The sequence below is a fragment of the Methylobacterium sp. WL103 genome, assembly GCF_008039885.1.
Lineage (GTDB): Bacteria > Pseudomonadota > Alphaproteobacteria > Rhizobiales > Beijerinckiaceae > Methylobacterium > Methylobacterium cerastii.
On sequence record NZ_VRUX01000314.1, the window covers coordinates 1 to 4,983 of the forward strand.

Sequence of the window (4,983 nt, forward strand, 5' to 3'; positions counted from 1 at the left end):
GCCGCCGTCCGAGCCGACGGGCGCGTGGACCTCCGGGACCGCGCCGGCCGATTGCACCCGCGCCCGGCGCAAGCTGTGGCAGCCGGAGCAGGGCTGGATCGTGAAGACCATCACCACCTGTCACTGACGCAGCCGTCATCGACTCCTATGTGATCGTTCGCTCGTCGAGCCTCGCGGGTTGCCTCCGGTTTGGGCGTCCGCGCCCGACCGCATGCCGCCTAGGCATCGTTGCCGCGAATCCCGGCATCCAGTGCCCGCGGCTTGGCCGTTTCCCTCAGTCTTCGTCGGCTGCGCCGCAGGCCTTCAACGGGGGCTGCGCCTGGCCAGGCCGCCCCGCCACGTCTGGCACGTTTGCTGCTTTTCCAGAGATCGCCGCGCGGCGCGCGGCACGCTGGGCAACGAAGCCTCGCAAAGCGGACGGTGTGAGTCCGGTTCCTCCGGCATGAGCGGCGGCGCGAAGGCGCCCGCTCGATCAAGACGAGCACCCACGATGGCCTCCTTCAAGACCGTGATGAAGTCGGGACACCCCCCGACGCTGTTCGCCGCCTTCCTCTACTTCGACTTCTGCTTCGCGATCTGGGTCCTGAACGGCGCCATGGGGCCGTTCATCACCGAGACCTACAAGCTGTCCCCGGCCCAGACCGGGTTCATGATCTCGCTGCCGATCCTCGCGGGCGCGATCATGCGCTTCCCGCTCGGCGTGCTTGCCCAGTATATCGGCCGGAAGAACGCCGCCATCACCGAGATGGGCGTCATCATGCTCGCGATGGCCTACGGCTTCTTCTTCATCTCGACCTACAACGACGTGCTCGCCATGGGCGTGCTGCTCGGCATCGCCGGCGCCTCGTTCGGCGTCGCCCTGTCGCTCGGCTCGGGCTGGTTCCCGCCGGAGCACAAGGGCCTCGCCATGGGCATCGCCGGCGCCGGCAATTCCGGCACCGTGCTCGCGGTGCTGTTCGCGCCGCCGCTGGCCCAGGCCTACGGCTGGCAGGCGGTCTACGGCTTCGCCGGCTGCGTCATGGCCATCCCGCTGATCGTGATGATCGTGCTCGCCAAGGAGCCGCCGGACCTCGAGCACCAGTCGTTCAAGGACCACATCTCCTGCCTGTTCACCAAGGACGGCTGGGCCTTCTCGCTGATCTACGTCATCACCTTCGGCGGCTTCATCGGCCTGTCGAACTTCCTGCCGACGTTCTTCTACGAGCAGTTCGCGGTCACGAAGGTCGAGGCCGGGCGCCTGACCATGCTCGCGGCCTTCATGGGCTCGGGCATCCGCATCCTCGGCGGCTACTTCGCCGACCGGCTCGGCGGCATCGCCGTGCTGTCGGTGGTCTTGCTCGCCTCGATCGCCTCGTTCCTTGCGCTCACCGCCACCCCGTCGCTGGCCGCCACCACGATCCTGTTCATGTTGTGCTTCGCGGCGCTCGGCGCCGGCAACGGCGCCCTGTTCCAGCTCGTCCCGCTGCGCTACCCCACCAACACCGCGGTGTCGGGCTCGATGATCGGCGAGATCGGGGCGCTCGGCGGCGCGATCCTGCCGAACGTGATGGGCTTCTCGAAGCAGTACACCGGCGCCTTCGCCACCGGCTTCGTCGTCTACGCGGTCTTCGCCGCCGTGGTGCTCGGCTGCCTGTTCCTGTGGCAGCGCAAGTGGGTCGGCGCCTGGGTCGGCCCGCGCGGCAAGGTGCTCGATCCCTCAGCGACGCCCGCCCAGGCCAGCGGAATGCGTCCCGTCACGGCCTGACCGGCCTCTCATGATCGAACGAAAACGGGGGCTTCGGCCCCCGTTTTCGTTCGTCCGGCAACCTGATGGGCCGGATGCGAACGAGGCTTGCCCGGCGTCGCCCGGCTTCCGACCCGCCGCCCGTGCAGGCGGATCGCGCGGGCGGAAAACGCCGGATTCCTAACACCCGTGGTTGCACTCCGGCATAGGCCGAGCGTACTGAATACGTAATGCGAAACGCCGCACCCGGTCGCCGAGGCCAGGGTGACGGCGCGGACCGCCACAAGGCGGCTGCCAAGAACGCTGCGCAAGAACGCCGTGCCGGAGGATCGACGCCATGATCAAGCGCCTGAGCGCCACGAACAGCGTGCTGTTCCTGCTCTGCCTGATGTACTTCATCACCTATCTCGACCGGGTGAACATCGCCACCGCGGGCGCCGTGATCATCAAGGATCTCGGCATGTCGAACACGCAGTTCGGCCTGATCCTCTCGGCCTTCGCCTACCCCTACGCGATCTTCCAGGTGATCGGCGGCTCGGTCGGCGACAAGTTCGGCGCGCGGCGCACGCTCTTGGTCTGCGGATTGATCTGGGCCACGGCGACGATCCTCACCGGCTTCGTCGGCGGCCTCGTCAGCCTGTTCCTCGCCCGCGTGCTCCTCGGATTCGGCGAGGGCGCGACCTTCCCGACCGCCACCCGCGCCATGCAGAACTGGACGGCGCCGGGCCGTCGCGGCTTCGCGCAGGGCATCACCCACGCCTTCGCGCGGCTCGGCAACGCCGTGGCGCCGCCGATCGTCGCCTTCCTGATCTACCATTTCGGCTGGCGTTCGAGCTTCGTCATCCTCGGCGCGATCAGCTTCGTCTGGGTCGTGATCTGGTACCTCTATTTCCGTGATGACCCGTCCGACCACAAGGCGATCACCCAAGCCGAGCTCGACCAGCTGCCGCCGCCGCGCAAGGTCGGCGCGAAGCAGTCGGTGCCGTGGGGCGCGCTGACCAAGCGCATCCTGCCCGTCACCATCACCTACTTCTGCTACGGCTGGACCCTGTGGCTGTTCCTCGGCTGGCTGCCGAGCTTCTTCAAGCAGAGCTACGGCCTCGACCTGAAGAACTCGGCGCTGTTCGCCTCGGGCGTGTTCTTCGCCGGCGTCGTCGGTGATACGCTCGGCGGCGTGCTCTCGGACCGCATCTTCGAGAAGACCGGCAACCTCAAGCTCGCGCGGCTGTCGATCATCGTCGTCGGCTTCCTCGGCGCCGCGGCGAGCCTGACGGGCGTGTTCTTCACCCGCGACCTCACCGATGTCGCCCTGCTGCTCTCCTCGGGCTTCTTCTTCGCCGAGCTGGTCATCGGCCCGATCTGGTCGGTGCCGATGGACATCGCGCCGAAGTTCGCCGGCACCGCGAGCGGGCTGATGAACACCGGCTCGGCGATCGCCGCCATCGTCTCGCCGATCGTGTTCGGCCTGATCGTCGACATGACCGGCGATTGGACGCTGCCGTTCGCCGGCTCGATCGGCCTGTGCCTGCTGGGTGCCGCCACCGCCTTCACCATGCACCCCGAGCGCCCCTTCGTGGAGCCGGCCGAGGCCGGCGGTATCCCGCCCGTCGCGGTCGCGCCGGTGCGCTGAGGCAAATGGCGATGGTGGACGCACGACGCGAAGGCCCGCTTGCGGGCGTAAGAGTGATCGAGCTCGCCCACATCATGGCGGGCCCGGTCTGCGGCCTGATGCTCGGCGACATGGGTGCCGAGGTGATCAAGGTCGAGAAGATCCCCGGCGGCGACGACACCCGGCGCTCGGTGCCGCCCTCGATCGAAGGCGAGAGCGCCGCCTACATGATGATGAACCGCGGCAAGAGCGGGCTGGCCCTCGACCTCAAGAGCGAGGCCGGCAAGGCGGTGCTCCACCGGCTGCTGGCCGACGCCGACGTGCTGATCGAGAACTACCGCGCCGGCACGATGGAGAAGCTCGGCCTCGGCTACGAAGCCCTGCGCGCGCGCCATCCGGCGCTCGTCTACTGCTCGCTCTCGGGCTTCGGCCGCTCCGGCCCCTACGCGGAGCGGGCCGGGTTCGACCTCGTCGCGCAGGGCATGAGCGGGTTGATGAGCGTCACCGGCGCCGGGCCCGGCGAGCCGCCGATGAAGTGCGGGCCGCCGGTCACCGACATCACCGCCGGCATCCTCGCGGCGATGGGGGTGCTCGCCGCCTACACCCACCGCCTCAAGACCGGGCAGGGCCAGGTGGTCGACACCTCCCTGTTCGAGGCCGGCATCACCCTGACCTACTGGCAGTCGGCGATCGCCATGGCGACCGGCGTGGCGCCGGGGCCGATGGGCTCGGCCCACCCGCTGAACGCCCCCTACGAGGCCTTCGAGACGCAGGACGGTTGGATCACCATCGGCGCGGCCAACCAGACCAACTGGCTGCGCCTCCTCGACGTGCTCGGCGCCGACACGCTCGCCGCCGACCCGCGCTTTTCGCTCAACGCCGGGCGCATGGAGCACCGCATCGCGCTGGCCGAGGCGCTCGCGCCGTACTTCCGGGGCGACACCTCCGAGGCGTGGCTCGCGCGGCTGGAGGCCGGCGGCGTGCCGGCCGGCCCGGTGCTCGACGTGAACCAGATGCACCGCGATCCCCATACGCTGGCCCGCGAGATGGTGGTCTCGGTCGAGCACCCCCGGGCAGGGTCGATGACGACGCTCGGCCTGCCGGTAAAGTTCTCGGCGACGCCGGGCAAGGTCCACGGCCCGGCGCCGCTGTTCGGCGAGCACTCGCGCGCGATCCTGCGCGGGGCCGGCTACGACGACGCGGCGATCGACGGCTTGATCACGGCGGGCGTCGTGGGCGAGACGACGACGTGACGATTGGATGAGGACTTCGAGCATGAGCGACGCCGCCCCGACCGATGAACTGCTGGTCTCCCAGGACGGCGCCATCGCCCGCATCGTCCTCAACCGGCCCCAGGCCCGCAACGCCCTGACCTTCGCGATGTACGAAGGCCTGGTGACCCAGTGCCTGCGGATCCAGGAGGACGCGTCGGTCAAGGCGCTGGTCATCACCGGGGCCGGCGAGAAGGCGTTCGCCGCCGGCACCGACATCGCCCAGTTCCGCAGCTTCGAGACCGCGGAGGATGCGCTGGGCTACGAGCGCTTCATGGACCGGGTGCTCGGCACGCTGGAGCGGATGCGGGTGCCGACCATCGCCGCCATCGCGGGCGCCTGCACGGGGGGAGGGGCGGCGATCGCCGCCGCCTGCGACC

General features: G+C 69.4%; 4 protein-coding genes. All 4 read left to right on the forward strand.

Translation table 11 applies throughout. The features are described from left to right. Positions 1–490: 490 nt before the first annotated feature. Complete coding sequence (locus FV222_RS17195; RefSeq protein ID WP_147750446.1) at positions 491–1,744, forward strand: MFS transporter; 1,254 nt, start codon at positions 491–493, stop codon at positions 1,742–1,744. Positions 1,745–2,060: 316 nt separating this feature from the next. Beyond that, positions 2,061–3,353, forward strand: a complete 1,293-nt coding sequence (locus FV222_RS17200) for an MFS transporter (RefSeq protein ID WP_147762292.1) — start codon at positions 2,061–2,063, stop codon at positions 3,351–3,353. Between the two features lie 11 nt (positions 3,354–3,364). Then, a complete protein-coding gene (locus tag FV222_RS17205) occupies positions 3,365–4,585 on the forward strand; it encodes a CoA transferase (protein ID WP_147762291.1) in 1,221 nt (406 codons plus the stop codon). Between the two features lie 22 nt (positions 4,586–4,607). Next, the coding region (locus FV222_RS17210) for an enoyl-CoA hydratase-related protein (protein WP_246685514.1) at positions 4,608–4,983 on the forward strand (376 nt) is incomplete at its 3' end.

Bases quoted from the DNA above. Each gene is read 5' to 3' on its own strand.
- FV222_RS17195 (WP_147750446.1), top strand. From the start codon at position 491: ATGGCCTCCTTCAAGACCGTGATGAAGTCGGGACACCCCCCGACGCTG.
- FV222_RS17200 (WP_147762292.1), top strand. From the start codon at position 2,061: ATGATCAAGCGCCTGAGCGCCACGAACAGCGTGCTGTTCCTGCTCTGC.
- FV222_RS17205 (WP_147762291.1), top strand. From the start codon at position 3,365: ATGGTGGACGCACGACGCGAAGGCCCGCTTGCGGGCGTAAGAGTGATC.